Consider the following 22,746-nt stretch of genomic DNA (forward strand, 5'->3'; position numbering starts at 1 on the left):
CAGGCCGGCGATCATGCGCATGGTGGTGGTCTTGCCGCAGCCCGACGGGCCGACCAGGACCACGAATTCGCCGTCTTCGGTGATCAGGTTGAAGTTTTGGACCGCGAGTTCTTCGGCGCCCGGATAGCGCTTGCCGACTTGGTTGAGTTCTACCACTGCCATGGGTCTTTCCTCTGAAATTCTTTCAGTCCGCAGATCAATACAGACTTGTCATCCACAGATTTCACCGATGTACACAGATTGGGCGTGGAGCGGACTGCCGAATTGGAGACGTCGCTTCCATCACGGCCGGCGCAAGCCCGAGCCGGAGGCACCCGAATCGAATCGCAAACCTCTTGTTCTTCAAATCTGAGAAATCGGTGCAATCTGTGGATATGCTTTCTGCCTGTATTCGATCTGCGTGAATCTGCGTTGATCTGCGGTTAATTGTCTTCCTGCTTATCTGCGGTTAATCGTCTTCTTGTCTTTCGTTAGCGTTTAATTTGCGGATGACTGTCTGTGGATTACTTGACCGCGCCAAACGTCAGGCCGCGAACCAATTGCCGCTGAGTGAACCATCCTGCAATCAGAATCGGCAAGACCGACAAGGTCGACGCGGCCGACATGTTCGCCCAGAACTGCCCACGAGCGCTCTTGAATCCCGAAACAAAGACCGAAAGCGTCGAGCCATGAATACTGGTTAAGTTGATCGCCCAGAACGCTTCGTTCCATGCCAGAACGATGGCCAGCAGACCCGTCGATACAATGCCCGGCAGGGCAAGCGGCATAACGATCCGAACGATATTGTCCAACAGCGACGCGCCATCTATTTCGGCCGCCTCCAGAATCTCGCCGGGCACGTCCTTGAAGTAGGTATACAGCAGCCATACCACGATCGGCAGATTCATCGCCGTATAAATGAATGTCAGACCCAGCGCGCTATCGAGTAGATGCAGGTTCTTGTACACGATATAAATCGGCACCAGGATACCGACCGCCGGCAACATCTTGGTGGAAAGCATCCACAGCAGCGTGAAGTCGGTACGCTTGGATCGCCGGAACGCCATTGAATAAGCTGCCGGTACGCCCAGCACAACACAAAATAAAGTCGAACCGACGGCGGTGTACACCGAATTCAGAGCGTAATGCCAGTAGTTGCTTTGGATCAGCGCGTTGACATAACTCGCCAAAGTCGGCGAAAAGATAAACGCCGGCTCCCTGGCCGCCGCCAGCGCATTGGTCTTAAACGAACTCAGGATAAGCCAGAAAATCGGAAAGAACATCAGAACGCTGACCAGCCAGGCCAGCAGGTTCACACCGATCTTGCCGGGCCACGACATCTTATTCATGTCACGCCTCCTCTTGAATATTCGTGTAGATCATCCGCACCAGGAAGATCGCGACGATGTTGGCGAGAATCACGGCAAATATGGCGCCCGCCGAAGCAGCGCCGATGTCGTACGCCGAGAAGGCCTGCAGATAGATGTAGTAGGGAAGATTGGTCGTAGCGGTACCCGGGCCGCCCGAGGTGGTCACGTAGATCTGGCCGAAAATCACCAGGAAAAAGATGCTCTCCAGCATGACGACCGCGTAGAGCGGCCTAGCCAGCTGAGGCAGAACGATATGCCTGAATGTCTTCCAGGCGCCCGCGCCGTCCAGGCCCGCCGCCTCCTTTAGATCCTCCGGTACGCCTGAAAGGCTGGCCAGCAACACCAGCATCGCGAAAGGGGTCCACTGCCAGGTCACGATCCCGACAAGAGACGGCATCGGAAAATGGGCAAGAAAATCGATCGGAACCAAACCGAGCCCTCGCCACAGGGCGGCGAGCAGCCCGAAGGAGGGGTTCATCATCAGGTTGCTCCAGATCAACCCCGTTACGACCGGCATGATGAAAAACGGTGAAGCCGCGAAAGTGCGGAGGATGTTCCGGCCGAAAACGTGTTCATTGTTGTAGAGCACGGCAAAAAACAAACCGAGCACAATAGTCAGCACCAATGACGCGGCAACCAGCACGAGCGTATTGATGAACGCGGCCAGAAAGTCAGGGTCGGCCAGAACGTGGGCATAGTTGGCGAAACCGGCCCAGCCCGTGAAGGTCGGCCGGATCAAATTGTAGTTGCGGAACGAGTAATAGATGGTCATTGCCAACGGCACGAGCATCCATACAAACAGATAGATAACCGCCGGGCCGATCAGCAGGAACGAAATCATGCCCGGGCTGGCTTTTCCGAGTTGCCGCTGTTTTATTTTTCCGGTCGATCTTTTTGGTCCCGTGGCCATAAGCCTGTCAAACCCCTTCAGTTTTACCAATCCGATGACGGTTCTAGCGCTTAAGTTCAAGAACCCGGACGCCCATGACGTCCCTCATATCGATACCGACAGCCAAAGAAGGCACAATGCCCGAAGCCATGAAACGGCAGCGGGCCGTATCCGGCCCGCCGCCATATCAAGGCACCCCATTGTTGCCTTATCCCAGGACGCTTAATCGTCGTAGTAACCGGACTGTGCCATTGTGGCCTTGACCGATTGCTGGGACTTCTCCAGAGCCTCGTCCACGGACATACGGCCGGCGAGTGCGGCGGCCACGTTCTGGCCGACACTCGTTCCGAGCGCCTGGAACTGGGGAATGGCGACAAACTGAACGCCTGTATACGGAACCGGCTTTGCTGTCGGGTTGTTCGGGTCGGCCTGGTTGATCGCCTTCATGGTCAGGTCGGCGTAGGCCCCGGCCGCCTTCTTGTAGTGCGGATTCTTATAGGTGGAATAACGGGTGCCGGGCGGCACGGTCACCCATCCGTTTTTCTTGCCTACGAGCTCGATATACTCCTTGGAAGTCGCCCATTCGATGAACTTGCGTGCGGCATCCGTGTTGCGGGTACTCTTCGGAATCGCAAGCGCCCAGCTCCAGAGCCAATGGGAGCCGTGCTTGGTCTTGGCGACCGGCGCCCAAACAAAGCCTACGTCCTCGGCAACCTTGGAAGTACTCGGATCGGATATGTAGCCGGCACCGGACGTGGCGTCCACCCACATGGCACAGTGGCCGTTCGCGAACAGATTCTCGACCTCTACAAAACCGTTCGACGTCGAACCGCTCGGGCCATAGTTGTTCAACAAATTGAGATACGTGCTCAGTGCGTTATGCCAGCCCTCGGAGGTGAGCTTCGGCTTCCACTCCATGTCGAACCAGCGACCGCCAAAGGTGTTCACCATGGTGTCGAACAAGGCCATGTTTTCACCCCAGCCGGGCATGCCTCGCAGGCAGATGCCGTTGACCGCGTTGCTGGGGTCGTCGAGCTTCTTGGCGTACGAACTGATCTGCTTCCAGGTCGGATGCTCGGGCATCTCGATGCCGGCTTTCTTGAACAGGTCTTTCCGGTAATAGGTGAAGGACGATTCCGCATAGAACGGCAATGCGTAGAGTTCACCCTTATAAGAAAGCGCCTTGCGCACGGGCTTGATGACGTCCTCGACGTCATACGACTTGGGAAGACTATCGAACGGTTTGATCCATCCGTTCTTGGCCCAGAGCGGCGCCTCCAGAGCGCCCAGCGTCACCACGTCGTAGGAGCCGGCGTTCGTGGCGATATCGACGGTCACTTTTTGCCGCAACTCATTCTCTGGCATGACGTTCCAGTTGAGTTCGATATCGGGATATTTCTTCTCAAAAACCGAAGAAAGCTTTTGCATCGCTACCATTTGCGGATTGTTCACGGTAGCGATCGTAAGCTGGGTCGCCGCCTGAGCGGCGGTAATACCGCCAGCCCCGAGCACGATGCCCGCAATCGCGTATCTGATTTTCATAACGGAAGATCTCCTCTTTTCTTCGTTAGACAAACGGGCTGATAAGCGAGCCCATCGACGCGCCGAATCAACGGCATCCTGAAATATTTTTCTTAGTATGAAAACTAATTCAAAGCTTGGCTATACGCCTTTAATCGGATGGGTGGGTCGCTCGCCCCTGCGGCGCCAGGAGCCTATCACCGGACCGTCTTGATCGACCCGGCTGGGAGATCGTGGCCAGTCATTTTCCGGTCATTAAAAAATTATTGTTTAACAACAAATAGTTAATTTTGACCTGCTGACGTGAGCCAAAGGGCCCTTATACCGACTCTTACGACCAAAGCAGAAGCACTGCGCGAGAGCCCTGAGCGAATCGGCCGCTTGCGTTGACGAAATTGGCCGCGGAGGATGGAACGACAGGCCGCCGACTCCGATCGCTTTAAGCGTGCTGGGCGATGAAGGCGTCGAGTTGCTCGCGGGTGGAGGTGCCTTCCATGGCGCCCTGGCGGGAAACCGCGCTGGCCCCGGCGGCATTGGCATAGAGCAGCGCGTCGGCGGCGGCCATGCCCTGGCTGCGCAGGGTGCAGAAGGTGGCGCCGAACGAATCGCCGGCTCCGGTGGGATCGACCTCGTTCACCGTGAAACCGGCCATCTCGCGGCTGCCGTGGCGGTCAAAGTAGCGACAGCCGTCGCCGCCGCGCTTGAGCACGATTTCGCTCACGCCGAGTTCGAAAGCGCGCGCCACCGCCTCGGCTTCGGCCTCGCGCTCGACCAGCACGTTGAGCTCATCGTCGCTCGGCAGCAATATGTCGGTGGATGACAACAACCCCGTCAGCGCTTCGCGCACGCCGGCTCTATCGAGCATTTCCTTGCGCACGTTCGGGTCGAACGAGATCAGACCGCCACCGGCCTTGACGCGCTTGATCGCCGCCCGGGCGAGTTCGATCATATGTTCGGAAAACAATGCCGTGCCGGCGACGTGGAACAGCTTGCAGCCGCTCAGCACCGGCGCGAACTGAGCCTCGGTAATATGGGCGCAGGCGCCGTTGGCGATATTGAAGATGAAATCCCGCGAGCCGTCGTCGTAATAGGTGACGAACGCGCTCGCGGTAGTCTGATCGGGCAAGGTGGCGATCGACGACACATCGACGCCGTCGGCCGCCAGCCGGGCGACCAGCATGCGCCCGAAGTCGTCATCCCCCACCGCGCTGACCAGTGCCGCCGTCGAATCGAGCTTGGCCGCTTGATCGATAAAGATGGCCGGCGCGCCTCCCGGATAAGGCCCGGCGAACTGCCCGGCTTCGCCGAGGTTCTGGTTCATCCGGGCGGCCATGAATTCGGCGAGCACCTCGCCGAAGGTCACGATATCGGTCATGTTCGAATGCGGTGGAGGAACAGGCGGCGTAGTCTACAAAATCGACTGCCCGGTCGCCTTCCAGTCTGAGACGAACTTCTCGAGACCGTTGTCGGTCAGCGGGTGCTTGAACATCTGATGCAGCACCGCCGGCGGCACCGTCACCACGTCGGCGCCGGCCAGCGCGGCCTGCACCACGTGCTGCGCCCCGCGCACCGAAGCCGCGAGCACCTGGGTCTGGATCTGGTCGTAGCCCGTGAAAATCGTGTTGATGTCGCGGATCAGCTGCATGCCTTCCTGGCCGATGTCATCCAGGCGGCCGATGAACGGCGAGACATAGGTCGCGCCGATCTTGGCGGCCAGCATCGCCTGCGCGGCCGAGAAGCAGAGCGTAACGTTGATTTCCTGACCGTTGTCGACCAGATTCTTGCCGACCTTCAGGCCGGCCGGCGTCAGCGGCACCTTCACGCAGACGTTGTCCGCGATGGTGGCGAGCTTCTCGCCTTCTTTCATCATGGTTTCGTAATCCGTGGCGGCCACTTCCGCGCTCACCGGGCCGTCGATGATCTTGCAGATCTGGGTGACGGTCTCGATAAAGTCCTTGCCGGCCTTGTTGATCAGGCTGGGGTTGGTGGTCACGCCGTCGAGCATGCCCATATCGGCAAGCTCGCGGATTTCGTCCACGTTGGCGGTATCGACGAAGAATTTCATGGTGGATCCTTTGCTGATTTCTCAAGCCGATCGGTGCACGAAGCGCGTGCACCTAGTGTATGGTTTCGGCCAGCATACCCGGTTTGGGCCCGGACTTTTAGGATAACGCCATTATCGCCCGTGCCAAAACACGACAAGGTAATGCAAATCCGTGCACGAGGAGAATGCCCCGATGGTCGACGACGCGCGCAAACTTTTCATTGGTCTGGATATCGGCACCAGCAGCACCAAGGGCGTGCTGGTCGACGACGCCGGCCGGGTCATCGCCCGCGCCTCGGGCGACTATCCGCTGCTCGTACCGCGTCCGGGCTGGACCGAACAGGATCCGGAGGCTTGGTGGGCCGCGGCCGAAGACGTGTTGCGCCGGCTCGTCGCCGACGCCGAAGCGCCGATCGCGGCGATCGGCCTGACCGGTCAGATGCACGGCGCGGTTTTTCTCGACGCCGCGGGCACGGTCATCCGCCCGGCCATTCTCTGGAACGATCAGCGCACCGGCGCGGCCTGCGAGACAATCGAGCAAGAGGTCGGCAGCGAGCGATTGCGGCGCATCACCGGCAATCCGGCGCTGACCGGCTTCCAGGCGCCCAAGATCCTGTGGCTGCGCGATAACGAGCCCGAGCATTACGCCCGACTGGCGCACGTTCTGCTACCCAAAGACTACATCCGCTACCGGCTGTCCGGCGCTTTCGCAACCGACGTCTCCGACGCCGCCGGCACGCTGCTCCTGGATCTCCAGGCGCGCGACTGGTCCGACGACGTGCTGGCCGCGCTCGATATTTCGCGCGCGTGGCTGCCGCAGGTTTTCGAAAGCCCGCAGGTCACCGCCGAGGTATCCGAAGCCGGTGCCGGCGATACCGGATTGCCGGCGGGTACGCCCATTGTCGCCGGCGCCGGCGACAACGCCGCCGCGGCGGTCGGTGGCGGCATCGTCAAAACCGGGGTCGCCTTCGTGTCGGTGGGCACCTCGGGCGTGGTCTTCGCGCACAGTGAATCGGCGACGCCGGACACCAGCGGCGAACTACACTGTTTTTGTCATGCCGTGCCCGGCGCCTATCACTTGATGGGTGTATCGCTGGCCTCGGGCGGCAGCCTGCAGTGGTTCGCCGACCATATCGCCAGCGACGAGGCCGCGGTGGCGCAGCGCCTGGGTCGCAACCTGCACGGCCTGCTCGCCGAAGAAGCCGCCACCGTCGCGCCCGGCGCCGACGATCTGTATTTTCTGCCCTATCTGGCCGGCGAGCGCACACCGCACATGGACCCAAACGCCCGCGGCGCGTGGATCGGGCTGTCGCTGTCGCATGACCGGCGACATATGGTGCGCGCCATTCTCGAAGGCGTGGCGTTCTCGCTGCGCGACTCGCTGGTGCGCATCGAGGCTCAAGGCGTGACTCCGGACCGGCTCATTCTGGGCGGCGGCGGCGCACACAGCGATGTCTGGCGCGGCATCCTAGCGGCCGTGCTCAACAAGCCGGTGGCGGTCCAGCAAGACCAGGAAGGCCCGGCCTACGGCGCCACGGTGCTGGCCGCTGTCGGCGCGGGGGTGCATGCCAATGTGGACGCAGCGGTCGCCGCCATGGTGTCGGCGCCCGAACACTTCGAGTCGCCCGACGCGGAGCTGGTGGCGGAATACGCACCGCGCTACGAGCACTTTACCCGGCTTTATCCGGCGCTGCGCGATATCGTATGACCCGTAGCCAGCCGGCTGGCCGCCCCATGCCCAGCCAAACCGCCGCGCTCTAATTGCCGCCGGCGGACCAGCCGGAGCACAATACCGATCCGATTTCAGCCCATGAGGCGAGCGTAGCAACACCACGGTCGGTGGCCGGTTAGAACAATTCCCACCTTTTTAAAGTTATTTATCCACAGATGAACGCAGATTTACGCAGATTGAATAAGCGTCAAATCAGCTTTCCAGCGGATGTTCAGGCTGTGTTCTTTTGCCAGAAAACGGTTACGACTGTTCGCTAAAGCGCAAAAGACTATAGCCCCGCGCCTCATTCAAATCAAAACCGGAACTCGGCCGGCTAGCGCGGCGTCATGCGAACGAATCCATCGATGCCAGCGGGGATCGGAAATCCCGCGCCATTCGCTTTAAAACGATGGCGCGGCCAAGCCGTCCGGTATCCGAGCGCGCCTGTTAACCGCCCATGATCATGGTGCGATAGTGGAGATTGTAAAACAGCCACATGGTCCCACCAACCAGGATGGCCATGATCAACGCCGTAAAAACGCCGGTCATCGCGTTCGCACGGTGCTCCCGGGATACATCCAGATGCAGGAAAAAATAAAGATGCACCAGGATCTGAATCACGGCGGCGACGCCGACCGCGATCAGCGCACCAGTACGCGGCAGCCACCCAAAGCCAACGATGGCAAACGGAATGACCGTCAATACGATGGCGAGAATAAAGCCTACGCTGTAAGTACCCAGGGTAGCTTCACTACCGCCCTTGGCGTCAGGAGACGGCGAATGGCTCATCGGTACATGCCTCCGAGATAGACCGTTGAGAATACCGCAATCCACACGATATCCAGGAAATGCCAAAACAGGCTCAAGCGCGTCAACCGTGACGCCACGGCCGGGGTCAGGCCCTTGTACGCGACCTGGCCGACCATCACCAGGATCCAGAGCAGCCCGAACGTGACGTGCGTGCCGTGGGTGCCGACCAACGTGAAGAACGCCGACAAAAAGCCGCTACGCTGCGGCCCGTGACCTTCGAGCGCCAGACTCAGAAACTCATGCAGTTCCAGGCCGATAAAGCAGGCGCCCAGCAAAAAGGTGACGAGCAGCCAGCCCTGCACCCGCCTCTTGTTGCCCTGACGCAGCGAGATCATGACCAGACCATAGGTCAGGCTGCTGAACAAAAGTGCCAGCGTCTCCAGGAACACGCCCGGCAGCTCGAACAACTCCCGACCGGTGGGGCCTCCTGCATAGCTCGTCGACAAAACCACGAAGCCGGCGAACAACATCGAGAAAATGATGACGTCGCTCATCAGGTAAATCCAGAACCCGAAGTTGACGACCGTCCCCTGGCTCGCCTCGGCCTGAATTTCGTCATGCATTGACGCGTCAGTAGTTGCCATTACCAATCCAGTTTGAATTCAAGACAGACTGCGATACTCAGCGCTACCGGACGCTAACCGGGATGCAGACCGGTCATATCGCCGCCGAAAGGCATGCGCCCGCGCGAACCGGTGTCGATGACATCGCCGCGCTGACCGGCCAGCGCCAGCTTGCGGAAACGTTCGTCCTCGACTCGCTTGACCTCGGCAGCCGGAATCGTGAATTCGACGTCGTCCGTGCAGGCTCGCCAGATCACCGATGCCAACATGGTCAGGCCGCCCAGAATGGCAAGCCACCAGATCCACCAGATCACGCCGAAGCCGAATACGAAGGCGCCCGCGCCGATAACCAGACCGGCCGGCGTGCTCTTCGGCATATGAATATCACTGTATTCGGCCGGCTGCTGATAAGCCGTGCCCTGCTCCTTCATTTCCATGAAGGCATCGATGCCGTGAACCGTCGGAATGACGGCGAAGTTGTACTCCGCCGGCGGCGACGACATCGCCCATTCGAGCGTACGGCCACCCCAGGGGTCGCCGGTCAAATCGGCCAGGCGATCGCGGTTCTTGATGCTGACCAGCAACTGCACGACCTGGCAGGCAATGCCGTAGAGTACGATCAGCGCGCCGAAGGCGGCGACCCAGAGCCAAGGCGTCCATGCTGGATTCGAATAGCTGACCATACGCCGCGGCATGCCCATCGCGCCTAGCACATAAAGCGGCATGAACGCAACCGTGAAACCGATCGTCCAGCCCCAGAATGCGCGCCTACCCCACTGCTCGTCGAGACGAAAGCCAAACGCTTTCGGGAACCAGTAGGTATAACCGGCAAACATGCCGAAGATAGTTCCCGGGATCAGCACGTTATGAAAATGGGCGACCAGGAACTCGCTATTGTGCACCTTATAATCGATGCCCGGGATCGCCAGCATGACGCCGGTCATGCCGCCGACGGTGAACAGGAGGATGAAGCCCAGCGTCCACAGCATCGGCTGCTTGAACTCGATCCGGCCGCGGAACATGGTCGCCATCCAGTTGTATATCTTCACCCCGGTGGGAATACCGATGACCATGGTCGAGATCGCGAACACGGTGTTGCGCAACGGGCCCTGGCCCATGGTGAAGAAGTGGTGCACCCAGACCGTGAATGACAGGAGGGCGATCACCATGGTCGCGTAAACCATGGTTCGGTACCCGAACAGACGCTTGTTACAGAAGGTGGCCGTGACCTCGGAAAACACGCCGAAGGCGGGCAGGATCACGATATAGACTTCGGGGTGGCCCCAGATCCAGAACATGTTGATATACATCATCTGGTTGCCGCCCATACCCCCCGTGAAGAAATGGAAGTCGAACAGGCGGTCCAGAGTCAGCATGCCCAGCGCCACCGTCAGCGCCGGGAATGCCAGCACGACCATGATCATCGTGATCAGAGCGGTCCAAGTGAAAATAGGCATGCGCATCAGCGTCATGCCGGGCGCCCGCTCACGCAGAATGGTGACAAGGAAATTGATCCCCGTGAGCGTTGTGCCGATGCCGGATATCTGCAATGCCCAGATCCAGTAGTCCACCCCGGTCGACGGATTGGCCGGATACTCGGAGAACGGAGCATAACCCGTCCAGCCGGCGGTGGAGAACTGGCCGACCGCCAGCGATGCCATGATCAACAGACCGCCGGCATAGGTCAGCCATAGGCTGATCGAGTTCATGAAGGGGAAGGCCACGTCGCGGGCGCCGATCTGGGGCGGCACGGCGATATTGATGATGCCGATGATCAGCGGCATCGCCACGAACAGAATCATCATCGTGCCGTGGCCGGTGAACAGCTCGGCGAAGTGCTCGGGCGGCAGGTAGCCGCTATGCCCCGGCCCGGCGGTGGCCTGCTGGGCCCGCATCATCAACGCATCGACAAAGCCGCGCAGCAGAAAGACGAAGGCGAGGATGATGTACATGATGCCGATCTTCTTGTGATCGACACTGGTCAGCCATTCCTTGTAGAGATAGCCCCACTTACCGAGATAGGTCGTGGAACCCACCGCCACCACACCGACGATCGCCATCAGGGCGACCGCGAACATGATGATGCCATTGTCGTAGGGAATGGCGTCTAGAGAGAGTCTTCCAAGCATTTCTAACTCCGCTGAACCAGTAATCGCGCCGGCTGCCGTGGGCGTCGAGACGCGCTAGCGCTCGGCGGTCCTGGTTATTCGGTTGCGCGGTGAGCCCGTGTGATATTGCTTTATGACGTAATTCAACAGATGCGGTTTGACCGGCGAAAAATAAGTCACGCCTTCGGGCTGGCTTGGTTTCGTCAGTTCTGCATAGCGCGCCTCGTCGAGCCGTTGCCCGGAGGCTTTCGCTTTCTTGATCCAGCTCTTGAACTGCTCGTCCGTCATGGACCGGGCATGAAATCTCTCAGACGCGAAACCGCGGCCGTTATACTGATAATTCTTGCCCATGAAGTCGCCCGTCTGCGTCGGCAAGAGATGCAACTGGGTACGCATGCCCGACATGGCATAGATCTGACTGCCCATGCGCGGGATCATGATCGCTGTCATGACCGTATCGGAGGTCAAGTGAAGACTGATGGGCGTATTGACCGGCATCGCCAACTCATTGACGGCCGCCACGTTGTATTGGGGATAGACGAACAACCATTTCCAGTCCATGGCGATCGCCTCGACCTGAACCGGGTCCTGGTTCTCGGACGCCAACGAATTGTAAGGGTCCAGTCGGTGCGTGGATATCCAGGTCAGCGTGCCCAAGATCGCGATGATCACGATCGGGCCGCCCCAGAGAAAGACCTCCAGAAGATTCGAATGCGACCATTTGGGCGAATACCTCGCCTCGGCGTTGGACTCACGATAACGCCAGGCGAAAAACAGAGTTAAAGACACCACGGGGATAAAGACGAACAGCATCAGCACTGCCGTGATGGCAATCAAGCCCCGCTCATCCGCGCCGACGGCGCCGGCCGTGTAGAAAGCCGTCAGGCTTTGCATACTGCATCCGGCCAACGGCAGCAGACACAGGACAGCCACGGCGCGAACAGGACGGAATCTGGCTAATTTCATCACGTCAGACGCTTGAAGCGCTCCCAGAAGTACACGGCATGCGTAGCAGGAGGCGAGTTGATCGGCAGGTGGCGCGTGACCGTCATCGACAGGCGTTTCGCCGAATCCGGCAAGCGCCACAGCCCCACACGTCAGCCCTGTATCGTACTACCCCCACCCTACTCAATCGATCGAGGTGCTATCCTCGTACGACCTGAAACGAGCGCTTGAAAGCCGCGATGATCGCGGTTGCAAGATCACCCAAAGGCTATCAACGACGTTTTTCATAGGGTCATCCAGAGTATACGACCGATGGCCGGCGAACGGCAATATCCAAATGCATGATACGAGCCGATTATTCGGCAGCGCCACGCCGGCGCCGTAACATGCGGCCGAATATCGATGCCAATCCGGAATCGTTTAGACTCGCGCACATAGTGCGGTGGCGGCGGCCGTAAACCGATCGCTCTTGCCTGATCCAGTTGCGCTTCCGGCGCATGACTCGGAACTGGAGCGCGGCCCTCGGCGCGCCAGGCTACGGATCGAAAGCTCACGACAATCCGGGATCGAATGACGCTGACCATGACCCGCACGCTACGGCGCCTTCTACCCTTGCTGGCCGCCGCCCTGTTGGTGATTCCCGGCACCGGCAACGCTGTGGGCCTGCCCGGTTTCGGCGGCGGGCATGACGCGCAGCCCAGCGCGGATCAGAAACCCGACCCGAAGCAGTTGTCGTCTTCGCTCGACGACGTGATCAGCACGCTGGAAAACGACAAAAAACGTACCGCCCTGGTCGATCATCTCAAGCAACTGCGTCAAGGCATGCGGGCCGAGGCCAAGAATAACGGCCCGATCTCCGGCGCGCGCGGCGGCCTGCTTGGCGCCCTTTCCGACTCGATCAGCAATCTCGGCGAGCAGACCGATGATGGCGATTCGCCGTGGGCGATCTGGCAGCGCAACGCCCGCAAGGCGGCGGCCGATATCCAGAGCCTGTTCGAGGGCACCCGCAAGCAGGCGCTGATCAGTAACGGGGCCGAAATCGTGTTCGGTCTGATCATGATTACCAGCGCGCTGGTGGTGATGACGCTGGCCGGGCACCGCCTGTTCGCGCGCCGCGGCTGGCCGACTACGCTGCCGCCCGAGCCTCGGCCGTGGATGCTGCTGGCTCATTTCCTGCGCCGTGTGACGCCCTGGGTGATCACGTTCGCGGCCCTGCTGATCGCGATCCATCTGATCCAGCCGGCCGCGGCCGCCAGCGCTACGCTGCTGGTGCTGGCCTATATCGGGCTGTGCGGTCGGTTGCTGTCGACCGTTTTCGATGTGGTGATCGCGCTGTTCACCCGTGGGCACCGCCGTGTGGCCGTTGCCATTCTTCATGCCAAGGCGCTCGGCCCGTTGTTTTTCATCGGCGCTTTGGTCGCCTTCGGCGACGCCGTCAACAGCGCCCGCCTGTCGGAACTTCTGGGCGACCATCTGGCGGACTGGCTGTCGGTGGTGGCCAATATGCTGGCCGGGCTTGGCAGCGGCGCGCTGATTATACGAATCCGGCGACCGGTCCAGCATTTGATCCGCAACCGGACGCTGGCCAACCGCCGCGACCGTGGCGGCTTTCGCGAACTGATCTCGATCGGCGCCCAGTTTTGGCACGTCCCCGCCTTGTTGCTGGTCGCGGCGTCACTGACCGCGATTTTCATCACCGGCGGCCAAGCGCATGCCGCGTTCGCCCGGGCGATGATCGGCACCGTGCTGTTCGTGCTGACGCTGGTGGCCACCGGCATCATCCGGCGCCAGCACGAGCGAGCCGCGCGGCGGCCGCGCAAGAGCCCGTACGCCGGACGTTTCCGCAAGCTCGGGTTTACGCTCGCGCACGGCCTGGCTTGGCTGGTATTCGCGGAACTGTCGGTGCGGGTATGGGGATTTTCGCTGTTCGGCATCGGCGAACGGGGCGTGGTCGGCGGCCGGATCGGGCAGGCCCTGCTGGGCCTCGGCCTAACCGTCGTCATCGCTTGGCTGGTCTGGATCGTGATCGATACCGCGATTGAGCGCGCGCTGCACGGACGCCGGCGCAATACCAACCGCGCCCAGACGATCACGCCGATGATCCGGAATTTGGCGCTGTTCGTAATTATCGTGGTCGCCGGCATCGCCGGGCTGGCGGCCGTCGGCGTGAACGTCACGCCGCTACTCGCCGGCGCCGGCGTGATCGGGATCGCGCTCGGCTTCGGCGCCCAGAGCCTGGTCGCCGATTTGATCACCGGCATCTTCATCCTGATCGAGGATTCGCTGGCGGTCGGCGATTTTGTCGAAATCAACGGCTATATGGGCACGGTCGAGGGGCTGAATCTGCGCGCCGTGCGCCTGCGCGATCTCGACGGTGTCGTGCATATCACGACATTTTCCCATATCGACGCGATCCATAACATGTCGCGCCAGTTCGGCATCGCGCTGATCAAGATACGCATTCCACACGAGCTCGCCATCGACGACGCCATCGAGTTGATGCGGCGTACCGCCGCCGATCTGCAGCGCGATCCGTTCATGCGCGGCCTGATCCGCTCGCACCTCGAAATGCAGGGCATCCACGAGTTCGACAACGGCAGCCCGATCCTACGCATGCGGCTGCGCACCGCGCCCGAATACCAGTGGGATGTATCGCGCGCCTTCAACCTCGCGCTCAAGCGCCGGATGGAAACCGAATACGTCAATCTCGGCGCGCCGCGCATGAGCGTCTCGATGGAAGCCGGCGGCGGCGCCCGCTACGCCAAGCGCGGCAAGTCGGCCGAGAGCGATACGACAACCACGATGGACTGGCCGACCGACGACCAGGCCTCGCCGGACCCCGGCTGATACGTCGGGCACGCCCAAGCCGCGTATAGGACGACCCCGCAATGACAGGGCCGGCAGCACCCGCCATTCTGGAATCGTGAATTCGGGCGGCGGCTGCCGCGTGCAACCTGCCTCTACGGCCACCCCCTCTGGCCTGAACCCCACCTGCCGCCCGGTTGCCGCCCGAATTCCACCTATGACAAGCCGCTCTTTTCGTTGCAGAACAATAAAACGATCCAGGCAACGCGGCATCTCGATCGCCCGTCCTCGACCCGCTTAGCCAGGAAAGAATCCATGACTATTTGGCCCCGACACGATCTCTCGCGGCAAACCCTTGTCATCAACGGCGCGGCTTCCAGCATCGGCATGGCCACGGCGCGTCGCGCCGGGCTCGCGGGCGCGCGCTGTGTGCTGGTCGACGAAACGGCGTACCGGCTCGATGCGCTGGCCGCCGAAATCACGCACACGGGCGGACAGGCGATCACCGCGCAGTTGCGCAATAACAACACCCAAGACTTCGCTCACATCGCCGAACTCGCCGACCGGCATTTCGGAGGCTTCGACACCTGGGTTAACGACCCGGGCTGGGCGTCCTTCGGCCCGTTATTAGACATCGACACCGATCGACATCGCGAACTGTTCGAACGCAACCTCTGGAGCGCCGTCAACGGTTCTCTCGTGGCCGGCGAATACTTGTCGCGCTCCGGCATCCAAAACGGCACGATCGTGAACATCGGCTCGGTCATTTCCGCGCAAGACGCACCGATACAAGGGATGTACAGCGTGTCCAAGCAGGCGTTGATCAGCTTCACCCGCGCGTTGCAACTCGAGTTCGACGCCGCGGGCACGCCGCTCAACAGCATCCTGATCGATCCGGCCTCGATCATTTCGACCGGCCCGTCGACGTTCGGCCTGGGGCGCTATTTTCAGGCCCGCACCGACCGAAACGATCCGGCCGATCGCATCGCCCGCGTGCTGCTTCGGCACGTGTGTCACGCGAATCAGCATTCGCGACGCACCCAACCCTCGGCTCATGCGGACCTCGACCGCCCTGCGCCGGCGACCCGGTAAATCGCCGCCACGCCGTATCGGCTTGACGATAGCGAAAAACGGTAGCCAAAAACGGGAGCGATAGCCGTTAATGTCCGCCGCTGGTATCCGCGTGACGGGGACGGGTCGATTCGAACAGCGCCTGCTGCTCCGCGCCGGCCTCGGCTTGGTAACGCGCCTTCCAATCGTCGTACGGCATGCCGTAGACGCGTTCGCGTGCCTGCGCATAATCCATCGCCACGCCACGCCGCTCGGCTTCCGCGCGATACCACTTGGCCAGACAGTTACGGCAGAACCCGGCAAGATTCATCAGATCGATGTTCTGCACATCGGTTCGTTCGTTCAAATGCGCGAGCAGATCGCGGAACGCCGCGGCCTCGACTTCGATACGGGTCTGTTGGTCCACGAGAACCTCGTTCACTCATTATATGACAATCGGTATAGACGATTGTAATCGTGGCAAGCCAAGCATGGCCGCCTTCAATCGGGGGTCGCGAGTTCGTCGAAGCGTTCGATCAGGTCGCGCAGCCCCTCGCGGAGTTCGGGGCCGCCCATGGCCATGCCGTGGCCCGTCATCGCCACCGAGGGCGCCCGCTCGGCCAGGCGCTGCACCGATGCCTTGGCCGCGGTCCAGTCCTCGGTGAAATAACGTGGCGGCCCACTCAGTTCACGCTGTTGCGTGAACACCTTGTACAACGATTCCTGTTGCACCGTGACGAAGGCGTCGCCCACGACCATCGCCCGATCCACCTGCCGGAATAGCGAGATATGCCCGCGGGTATGGCCCGGCGTATGGATCCATTCCCAATCCGGCAGCTCGGGGACGCTGCCATCCTCGGGCAGTTCCCGGACGTGGTCGCCGAGATCCACCGGCTTGTTCGGAAACCACCGCGACAGGCGCGCCACCATGCCGCCACCGACCGACGGATCCGGTTCGGGATAGGCGCTCTGCCCGGTCACGAACGGCATTTCGCGCGGATGGACATAGACCGGCACATCCCAGTGCCGGGCCAGTTCCACGACCGCGCCCACATGATCAAAATGGCCGTGGGTGAGCACGATGGCGCGCGGACGCGCACTGGGCCCGAAGCGGGCATGGGCGGCCGCCATGATTTCGCTCTCGGTCCCCGGCATGCCCGCGTCGACGAGAACCCAGTTGTCGGGCCGATCGGGCGTACCGATGAAGTACACATTCACGATCTGTACCGGCAGGCAATACACATCCGTAAGCACTTCGTGGCCATCGCCACTATGCAGCGACGTTACCGGCAAGTGCTCGTCATGCATCGGATTGAACGGCATCTCGAGCCTCCGAATATCGGTTTCGACATATCCATCCAATTTAGAGGCTCGAGCGACGCGGGCCATCCGTAGTCTTTCGGCTAGGGAGTTTCTGGAAGTATTCTGTCTGGCCCGGACGGACTTTGTTTCAGGCATTAAAAAACCCGCCCAAGGCGGGTTTCATGTCTGGTGCGCCCGGCAGGATTCGAACCTGCGACCTTCGGCTTCGGAGGCCGACACTCTATCCAGCTGAGCTACGGGCGCTTGACGGTTTTGCCTAGAAAGCAATGAGTTAAAGTGCATGACGCTGTAAAATCATGCGCGAGAATGCATCCTGGCTGTGGCGCTATTGTGCCATGACGGCCTCTGGTTAGCGAGGCCCAATGTGCCAGCCCGACCTATCGTTCACAGCCAAGCGCCGCGACCCGTACGAGCCCAAAGACCGGACGATGAAAAATCTTCCCGGTATCGAGGGTCAATAGGAATCGTCCTCGCTGTCCGGGGTGGCGTGCTCCGAGGCGAGCGCGGTCGCGGTATCGCGCGGATAAGAGTGGCGGGTGGCGATCAAGATAATGCCGGCGACCAAGGGCATTACGAGCAGTATCAGGAAAGCGTAATCGAGGCCGATCGCGCCTTGCTGAATATGGCTTTTTGTCGGCCCGTAGGCGCCGCCGCTGGCGCCGAACAACCCCGAGATATAGCCAAAAGCCAGCGGCGCGATGGCCTCGAAAACATAGCGCAACGAGGTGCGGATGCTTTCGGCGCGCCCCCACAGACGCGAATGCATGATATCCAGCCGGGCGGCATCCAGCGGCGGGTTGGTGCCGCCCAGGGCCAGGGCCGCCAGGAAAAACAAGGGGGCCGTGATGAGTAGCGAGGTGGTGAGCAGCGCGGGTAGAAAAAACACGACCAGCAGCAGGAAAGCCAGCCCGGCGATGACGACCCGGGCGGTGATCTGCCCGCGGGCAATCAGCCGGTCCGCCAGCCAGCCGGTGAGAAATACGCCGATAATCGAACCCAAACCCAGTCCGACGGTGATCAGGCTCGCGGTCGCTGTAGGTAGGCTGAAACGACCGGCCATGAACACGACGCCGAAAGTGCGCACGCCGGTGAAGTAGAAATAACCCAGCGCCGAAGCGATGATCAGGAGCACGTTGGTACGGATCGACAGCACGTACACCACCGACTGCCAGAAAGACAGACGAGCCGGATTGCGGCGGAGAATTTTGTGCTTATGGGCCGGGATAGACTCGGCTTCGATCTCTTTTTCGATCTGCTCTTTCTGATCTTCTTGCGGATCTTCGCCAGTATGCTGGGAAAGCGAGCCCATCCGGTAAGGCGGCAAGCGCGCGTGCCCGCCGCGGGCCGGCTCCGGCAGCCGCCGCCAGACTACGACCGCCAGGACAAAGCCGATCAACCCCAGGAACCAGAACGCGCCGCGCCAACTCACCAGCCCGGCTATGGCGCCGGAGACCACGAAGCCAAACGCGGTACCCACCAGTTCGCCGGCGAGTAGATAGCCCCAGATCCGGCCGCGCTCGAACGACGGAAAGAAATCGCCCGTCATCGAGGCGACGGCGGGCGCGGCGGTGGCCACGATCGCGCCTAGTGCCAATCGCGTGAAAAGTAGCATGAGATAGGAGCCGGAAAACCCGCTCACGATCATGGCCAGCGACCAGATCACGATGGCCGCGGTCAGCAGGCGTTTACGGTTGAAGCGATCCACCAGCAAGCCCATCGGCAGGGTCGCGATGGCGCCGATGCCGGTCGAGGCCGTGACCAGCAAGCCGACCGCGGTATTGCCGATATTCAGGGCGGCCTCGAGCTGGGTGGCGACGGCGCCGACCGTGCTTTTGTCCGCCCCGTCGAGCGCCAGCACACAGGCGAGCAACACGATGACCTGCATCCGCTCCTGGCTCATCAACGCGGCCAGCGGTTGCGTCACGCGCTCGCGAAATAGCTGCTTAACGTGCTGTGTCGAGGCAGATGAGCCCTGACTGGACATCAGGCGGGCGAGCGCTTCGCGGTTGCCGGGCACCCCTGATGCCAAGCCGGCAGCCGATCTGCACGCGCGGCCGGGTCGATCACATCCAGAGTGTTGTTTTTCGCGCCGGCCCAGCGGCCGCCCACGTAGGCTTGCTCGCGTTTCATACGCTCTCAAACATCCATTGTCGTACTTGTTTCGCCTAGAAAATTGACGGTAACAACTCCGGGACCGCGGCTGTATGAGGATATGTCCTTATTAGCCCGACAGCGTCTTGGTGTATGGTCATTTTCACCGTCGGCGCGTGGCAGAACCCATGGTGGCCGAATACGACATCCGGACGGTAATGTTACAAAAAGGTCCGGATCCCAAAGCATGAGCGAGCGTAGTCGAGCCGAGTCCACATACATGAGTGATCGCAGACGAACCGATATCGTCAAACCTGCGCTGCCTTTGCTGGCGCTGATGATGGCGGTGGGGCCTTTCGGCGACACCGAGTACACGCCGGCGATGCCCAGCATCGCCCATTCCCTGGGCACCAGCTACGGCCTGGTCCAGATCACCATGACGTCGTATCTGATCGGCAGCGGTGTCAGCGAGCTGGCCTACGGGCCGCTAGCCGACCGTTACGGCCGGCGGCCGATCATGATTATCGGCGCCGGCATTCTTTCGCTCGGCGCGTTGATCTGTCTGCTCAGCTTCTGGATCTGGCCGCTGATCGCGGGCCGTCTGGTCCAGGGCGTCGGCGCCTGCGCCGGCGGGGTGGTCGCCAAGGCTATGGTGCGCGATTCCTATCCGGCGGAGCAGCGCGAGCGCGTCTACGCCCAGTTGCAGGCCGCATTCGCGCTGGCCCCGGCCATCGGGCCGGTGGTGGGCAGTCTGGTAACGCATGTCACGAGTTGGCACTACAATTTTGCGATACTGCTCGCCTTGTCGCTGCTGCTGTGGCTGCTGGTCTGGCGTTATCTGCCGGAGACCAAGCCCAATCGCAACCGGCGCGCACTGGAGCCGGCGCGTTTGTGGCGCAACTACAAGCGCCCGCTCGCCGCCCCCGATTTCATGTTCTACGCCATACTCGCCGGCTGCTGTATCGGCGTGGTCTATACCGCGTTGCTCGGCGCGCCGCATATTGTAATCAGCGTCCTCCAGCTCGGCACCGGCGCGGTGGTCATCGTGGCGGTCGCCATCCTGATCGGCTTCGTCACCGGCGCGGGCGCGTGTGCGCTGGTCAGCAACCGGGTGCGCGATATATGGATCATCTCGGCCGGATTGGCGGTGCTGATCATCGGCTCGATCGCCCAGCTCGCGGTCGCCCTAATCGTGGGCAAACACGGCAATCTGGCGGAATACCTGGCCCCAACCGCCATTTGTTTCATCGGCGTCGGACTGGTCGTGCCCGTATGCACGACCAACGCCATGGCGCCGTTCAAGCGCACCGCCGGGGCGGCCTCCTCCATGCTCGGCTTCACCCAAATGACCACCGCCGCCATAGGCACGATCGCCATGAGCGTGCTCAGCTTTAGCAGCGTCTACTCCATGCCGATCGTGTTCCTAGGCCTGTCGGTGCTGGCCACGCTCATATTCGTGGGCTATTTCTTTCTGCGCGGAATCACGACCGTTCGTCGCTAGCATCTTGTAGCGTAAATCTCTTGCCATAGTTCGCGCGCGATCGGCGCAACTGTCCGAGAAGACGCCGCGTGTAGGACGTGATCTCGCCGACGATCCGATCGATGACTAGCGATTCATAAGGCATCTGATCCTGGATGACCTGGGCCCGCTCTGGTAGCTGCTCGCCCATTTCGGTCAACCACGCCCTAACCTGCTCTGCCGGCAGTCCCAGAGCCCGTCCCTCTGCCTCGAAGTGCTCCGGCCGGATACCGTGCTGGATCTTCTTGCCCCGAACGGCCATCGCCATCTTCCGTTCGTTGCGCCGTAGGAAGTACGGATAGACGCTATTGATGTCGTAGAGCGGTGCCAACGCCATTTGAGGCCCTGCCACATGCCAGATCGAGTAGTTCTTCGCATGCGCGTCGGTGCCGCAAACAAGCACGTTGAACATCACCGCCCGCATGAATTGCTCGAGATCCGCAGCCGGCTCTGTAGCGTTGTCGCGAAGCAACTCGCCGATCGCGCGGATGCCCGGGCCACCATTCTCCTCGTATTTCTGACTCGGGGCGTACCCCAACGCCTGACACATATCCTCGATATGGATGCGGAGCGTGCCTAAGCCGTCATCGGTAATACGGTCGAATCGTTCCACCACGATCGCCTGCTCGTTACCGACTTGCTCGACCCAACTCTCGGGGGCCGCCAGACCCGCTTCGCGTGCGAGCTGCAGACAGAAATGCTCGTTGAGCGGCTGGTCTTCGAGATCACGCATCGCCGGCTTGACGATATGCGTGCTCGGTTCGTCGCCGAGAGGCATATACCAATGCCCGTCCCGGTAGACCAGGGCGGTTTTCGGCTGAGCGCCGGCCAACGAGAAATAGCCTGGGTTACGGCCGAAAATTTCAGGTGTACGACCACGCTTCAGCCCGTCGATGACATCGGCCATCGCTGCCTCATCGAGTGGCCCAAGACCGCGCTCTCGGCCGGGCGTTCCGAAACTCACGGCGCCCGGGCAATCCTCGCCAATCGCCTCGAGTATGGCCAGCGGATCGTTCTCTGGCACATTGAAGTGCGTGGCGTATCGTCGAAGCACCTCCCGATCATCCGGTAGCAAGCCCCACATGAAGTTGCTCACGATCGACTCGCCGCGCGAATCACGGTGCACAGCCGCCGTCGTCGGCATGGATAGCGACAACGGATGGTGGGCCTCGTCCGCGCGATATGGCGCCGCGTACTCGAATTCGAACCGTCCTCCGCTCAGCCGGGTGACAGCGCCGACCGGATTTGCATTCAAGAAAAGGTCGACTGTCTGTTGCATGCCGACTACTTGTTGCCGCCCTTCTGGAAACGCTTCCGAAGCGCTTGGACAGAAGGTTCTTGCGCGCTTCCTCGGGAGGTGGTTTTCGATGTCGCCGGAGCCGGAGATCTCTTGGTCGAGACGAAATGCCCACTTGCCGTAGACCGCGCCGCTTTGACACGAGCCGGCCTGGGCGCGCCTTCTTTTACATGGGGCACGGGCTTAGACGCAGTTGCTTGCTGCTGAAAATCCAGCGTCACATCCAGCGCCCGCAGAACGGCCATGAGCTTTCCGAATTCAGGGTTACCCTTGCCTTTCTCGACGCCCGACAGCCAGGACTGTAGCGTCCCGGATGCGTCTGCGAGTTCCTGTTGAGTCCAGTTGCGCTGGCGACGCTGGTCGCGAATGAGCGCCCCAAGCTGCTTCAGCGTTGTGACTTTCATGTTGGGAAAGCCTCAGCATTTATTCGCTTAAATGATAAATAAACAATATCACTTAAACGATATTAGCGTCATTTTATTCGGCTTACTGATATAACGCCTTTATCATTGCATTGATATTTTTACCCATGACGACGCTACACACTTAGGTAGCTGATCGATCATGGGGCGAGAAACGCCAGCCATCTACCAAACTCGGCTGGGCACTCGATCGCGCCGGCCGTACCGCACATGTCTCCCGCGTGCCTCGCGGCCGAGACTGCGACTGCATCGCTTGCGGCAATCCGGCCATAGCCACAAGAGCGACGTCGAACGCGTCG

Annotated in this window: 19 protein-coding genes and 1 tRNA gene; 4 read left to right on the forward strand and 16 right to left on the reverse strand. The window is 61.0% G+C overall.

Annotation, left to right across the window (positions count from 1 at the left end):
- The 6 genes from VFJ08_RS10420 to fsa form a co-directional block, all read right to left on the reverse strand.
- Positions 1–162: ATP-binding cassette domain-containing protein (locus tag VFJ08_RS10420; protein ID WP_324997172.1), on the reverse strand; the 162-nt coding region annotated here is incomplete at its 3' end.
- A 341-nt stretch (positions 163–503) separates the two neighbouring features.
- The gene (locus VFJ08_RS10425) at positions 504–1,319 is read right to left on the reverse strand and encodes a carbohydrate ABC transporter permease (RefSeq protein WP_324997142.1); all 816 of its coding nucleotides are present in this window, start codon (positions 1,317–1,319) and stop codon (positions 504–506) included.
- A 10-nt stretch (positions 1,320–1,329) separates the two neighbouring features.
- Positions 1,330–2,289 carry a sugar ABC transporter permease gene (locus VFJ08_RS10430; RefSeq protein WP_324997143.1) on the reverse strand — a complete coding sequence of 320 codons (960 nt, stop codon included), beginning with the start codon at positions 2,287–2,289 and terminating at the stop codon, positions 1,330–1,332.
- Between the two features lie 171 nt (positions 2,290–2,460).
- Positions 2,461–3,780 (reverse strand): sugar ABC transporter substrate-binding protein, encoded by a 1,320-nt coding sequence (locus VFJ08_RS10435; protein ID WP_324997144.1) that lies wholly within the window; start codon positions 3,778–3,780, stop codon positions 2,461–2,463.
- 418 nt (positions 3,781–4,198) lie between these two features.
- Positions 4,199–5,134: a sugar kinase gene (locus VFJ08_RS10440; protein ID WP_324997145.1), complete on the reverse strand. Its 936-nt coding sequence runs from the start codon at positions 5,132–5,134 to the stop codon at positions 4,199–4,201.
- A 33-nt stretch (positions 5,135–5,167) separates the two neighbouring features.
- Complete coding sequence (gene fsa / locus VFJ08_RS10445) at positions 5,168–5,824, reverse strand: fructose-6-phosphate aldolase (protein WP_324997146.1); 657 nt, start codon at positions 5,822–5,824, stop codon at positions 5,168–5,170.
- Between the two features lie 151 nt (positions 5,825–5,975).
- On the opposite strand from fsa, the gene xylB reads away from it, so the two are divergent.
- Positions 5,976–7,511 carry a xylulokinase gene (gene xylB, locus VFJ08_RS10450; RefSeq protein ID WP_324997147.1) on the forward strand — a complete coding sequence of 512 codons (1,536 nt, stop codon included), beginning with the start codon at positions 5,976–5,978 and terminating at the stop codon, positions 7,509–7,511.
- A gap of 450 nt (positions 7,512–7,961) precedes the next feature.
- On the opposite strand, the gene cyoD is transcribed toward xylB, so the two are convergent.
- From cyoD to cyoA, 4 genes are read right to left on the reverse strand one after another with little or no spacing between them, the layout of a single operon-like run.
- Positions 7,962–8,303, reverse strand: a complete 342-nt coding sequence (gene cyoD / locus VFJ08_RS10455; RefSeq protein ID WP_324997148.1) for a cytochrome o ubiquinol oxidase subunit IV — start codon at positions 8,301–8,303, stop codon at positions 7,962–7,964.
- A complete protein-coding gene (gene cyoC, locus VFJ08_RS10460; RefSeq protein ID WP_414707048.1) occupies positions 8,300–8,908 on the reverse strand; it encodes a cytochrome o ubiquinol oxidase subunit III in 609 nt (202 codons plus the stop codon). Before cyoC ends, cyoD begins: the two co-directional genes overlap by 4 nt.
- A 53-nt stretch (positions 8,909–8,961) precedes the next feature.
- A complete protein-coding gene (locus VFJ08_RS10465; protein WP_324997150.1) occupies positions 8,962–11,016 on the reverse strand; it encodes a cbb3-type cytochrome c oxidase subunit I in 2,055 nt (684 codons plus the stop codon).
- 54 nt (positions 11,017–11,070) lie between these two features.
- Positions 11,071–12,081, reverse strand: a complete 1,011-nt coding sequence (gene cyoA / locus VFJ08_RS10470; protein WP_324997151.1) for a ubiquinol oxidase subunit II — start codon at positions 12,079–12,081, stop codon at positions 11,071–11,073.
- 429 nt (positions 12,082–12,510) lie between these two features.
- On the opposite strand from cyoA, the gene VFJ08_RS10475 reads away from it, so the two are divergent.
- Together VFJ08_RS10475 and VFJ08_RS10480 are read left to right on the forward strand one after the other, a co-directional pair.
- Positions 12,511–14,787: a mechanosensitive ion channel family protein gene (locus tag VFJ08_RS10475; RefSeq protein ID WP_324997152.1), complete on the forward strand. Its 2,277-nt coding sequence runs from the start codon at positions 12,511–12,513 to the stop codon at positions 14,785–14,787.
- A gap of 273 nt (positions 14,788–15,060) precedes the next feature.
- Positions 15,061–15,837: an SDR family NAD(P)-dependent oxidoreductase gene (locus VFJ08_RS10480; protein WP_324997153.1), complete on the forward strand. Its 777-nt coding sequence runs from the start codon at positions 15,061–15,063 to the stop codon at positions 15,835–15,837.
- A gap of 67 nt (positions 15,838–15,904) precedes the next feature.
- Here the strand turns inward: VFJ08_RS10480 and VFJ08_RS10485 are convergent, their stop codons facing one another.
- The 4 genes from VFJ08_RS10485 to VFJ08_RS10500 all read right to left on the reverse strand — a co-directional run bounded on the left by VFJ08_RS10485 (position 15,905) and on the right by VFJ08_RS10500 (position 19,147).
- Positions 15,905–16,222, reverse strand: coding sequence for a DUF1244 domain-containing protein (locus VFJ08_RS10485; protein WP_349256988.1), 318 nt, complete (start codon positions 16,220–16,222; stop codon positions 15,905–15,907).
- A gap of 74 nt (positions 16,223–16,296) precedes the next feature.
- On the reverse strand, positions 16,297–17,118 hold the full coding sequence (locus VFJ08_RS10490; RefSeq protein WP_324997155.1) for an MBL fold metallo-hydrolase: 822 nt from the start codon (positions 17,116–17,118) through the stop codon (positions 16,297–16,299).
- A gap of 166 nt (positions 17,119–17,284) precedes the next feature.
- Positions 17,285–17,361 (reverse strand) — tRNA-Arg (locus tag VFJ08_RS10495).
- A 211-nt stretch (positions 17,362–17,572) separates the two neighbouring features.
- Positions 17,573–19,147: an MFS transporter gene (locus VFJ08_RS10500; RefSeq protein ID WP_324997156.1), complete on the reverse strand. Its 1,575-nt coding sequence runs from the start codon at positions 19,145–19,147 to the stop codon at positions 17,573–17,575.
- Between the two features lie 342 nt (positions 19,148–19,489).
- Between VFJ08_RS10500 and VFJ08_RS10505 the strand changes: the two genes are divergently transcribed.
- Entirely contained in the window at positions 19,490–20,710 is a 1,221-nt protein-coding gene (locus VFJ08_RS10505; RefSeq protein WP_324997157.1) for a multidrug effflux MFS transporter, read from the forward strand.
- On the opposite strand, the gene VFJ08_RS10510 is transcribed toward VFJ08_RS10505, so the two are convergent.
- The gene (locus VFJ08_RS10510) at positions 20,691–22,007 is read right to left on the reverse strand and encodes a type II toxin-antitoxin system HipA family toxin (protein WP_324997158.1); all 1,317 of its coding nucleotides are present in this window, start codon (positions 22,005–22,007) and stop codon (positions 20,691–20,693) included. The genes VFJ08_RS10505 and VFJ08_RS10510 overlap by 20 nt on opposite strands.
- Before the next feature lie 5 nt (positions 22,008–22,012).
- Positions 22,013–22,429 (reverse strand): helix-turn-helix domain-containing protein, encoded by a 417-nt coding sequence (locus tag VFJ08_RS10515; protein WP_324997159.1) that lies wholly within the window; start codon positions 22,427–22,429, stop codon positions 22,013–22,015.
- Positions 22,430–22,746: the final 317 nt, after the last annotated feature.

Origin of the sequence: Salinisphaera sp., assembly GCF_035690525.1 — a bacterium.
Lineage (GTDB): Bacteria > Pseudomonadota > Gammaproteobacteria > Nevskiales > Salinisphaeraceae > Salinisphaera.

What these genes read in the sequence shown, in the direction of transcription:
- VFJ08_RS10425 (WP_324997142.1), bottom strand. Translation starts at nt 1,319, where the DNA reads ATGTCGTGGCCCGGCAAGATCGGTGTGAACCTGCTGGCCTGGCTGGTC.
- VFJ08_RS10435 (WP_324997144.1), bottom strand. Translation starts at nt 3,780, where the DNA reads ATGAAAATCAGATACGCGATTGCGGGCATCGTGCTCGGGGCTGGCGGT.
- VFJ08_RS10440 (WP_324997145.1), bottom strand. Translation starts at nt 5,134, where the DNA reads ATGACCGATATCGTGACCTTCGGCGAGGTGCTCGCCGAATTCATGGCC.
- fsa (WP_324997146.1), bottom strand. Translation starts at nt 5,824, where the DNA reads ATGAAATTCTTCGTCGATACCGCCAACGTGGACGAAATCCGCGAGCTT.
- cyoD (WP_324997148.1), bottom strand. Translation starts at nt 8,303, where the DNA reads ATGAGCCATTCGCCGTCTCCTGACGCCAAGGGCGGTAGTGAAGCTACC.
- cyoC (WP_414707048.1), bottom strand. Translation starts at nt 8,908, where the DNA reads ATGGCAACTACTGACGCGTCAATGCATGACGAAATTCAGGCCGAGGCG.
- VFJ08_RS10465 (WP_324997150.1), bottom strand. Translation starts at nt 11,016, where the DNA reads ATGCTTGGAAGACTCTCTCTAGACGCCATTCCCTACGACAATGGCATC.
- VFJ08_RS10475 (WP_324997152.1), top strand. Translation starts at nt 12,511, where the DNA reads ATGACGCTGACCATGACCCGCACGCTACGGCGCCTTCTACCCTTGCTG.
- VFJ08_RS10480 (WP_324997153.1), top strand. Translation starts at nt 15,061, where the DNA reads ATGACTATTTGGCCCCGACACGATCTCTCGCGGCAAACCCTTGTCATC.
- VFJ08_RS10490 (WP_324997155.1), bottom strand. Translation starts at nt 17,118, where the DNA reads ATGCCGTTCAATCCGATGCATGACGAGCACTTGCCGGTAACGTCGCTG.
- VFJ08_RS10505 (WP_324997157.1), top strand. Translation starts at nt 19,490, where the DNA reads ATGAGTGATCGCAGACGAACCGATATCGTCAAACCTGCGCTGCCTTTG.
- VFJ08_RS10510 (WP_324997158.1), bottom strand. Translation starts at nt 22,007, where the DNA reads ATGCAACAGACAGTCGACCTTTTCTTGAATGCAAATCCGGTCGGCGCT.
- VFJ08_RS10515 (WP_324997159.1), bottom strand. Translation starts at nt 22,429, where the DNA reads ATGAAAGTCACAACGCTGAAGCAGCTTGGGGCGCTCATTCGCGACCAG.